Origin of the sequence: Mesorhizobium sp. M1A.T.Ca.IN.004.03.1.1, from assembly GCF_003997555.1 — a bacterium.
In the GTDB taxonomy this organism is placed as follows: Bacteria; Pseudomonadota; Alphaproteobacteria; order Rhizobiales; family Rhizobiaceae; genus Mesorhizobium.
The window spans coordinates 1-285 of record NZ_RZTV01000199.1; the positions used below are offsets into that span (position 1 = coordinate 1).

Genomic DNA, 285 nt, shown 5'->3' on the forward strand with positions numbered 1-285 from the left:
GGTTTTTCCTATGGTGATTATCTGCGCTGCGGCGCGATCGCCGCCCGCATGCCGGTCATGCATAGGTCGTTGATCGCCGTGCGGATCGCAGCTGCAACATTGGCATGCAGGGTGCGTTCGGAGAAGAAGACGTCGTGATGGACGTTCAGAGCCGCCAGATCCTCACGGATCATCACCATCATCGCATCGATGGTGCGATCCTTGACGATCGGCATCCATTGGTCTTCCGGCGTGTTGTGCAGCCGCACACCGTAATCGGCGGCAAGCGACTGGCCGACGGGCACG

1 pseudogene is annotated in these 285 nt (G+C 60.4%); it reads right to left on the reverse strand.

From position 1 onward, the window contains the following. Positions 1–62 precede the first annotated feature (62 nt). Positions 63–285 (reverse strand): annotated as a pseudogene (locus EOD29_RS31325) (arginine--tRNA ligase); the annotation flags it as partial.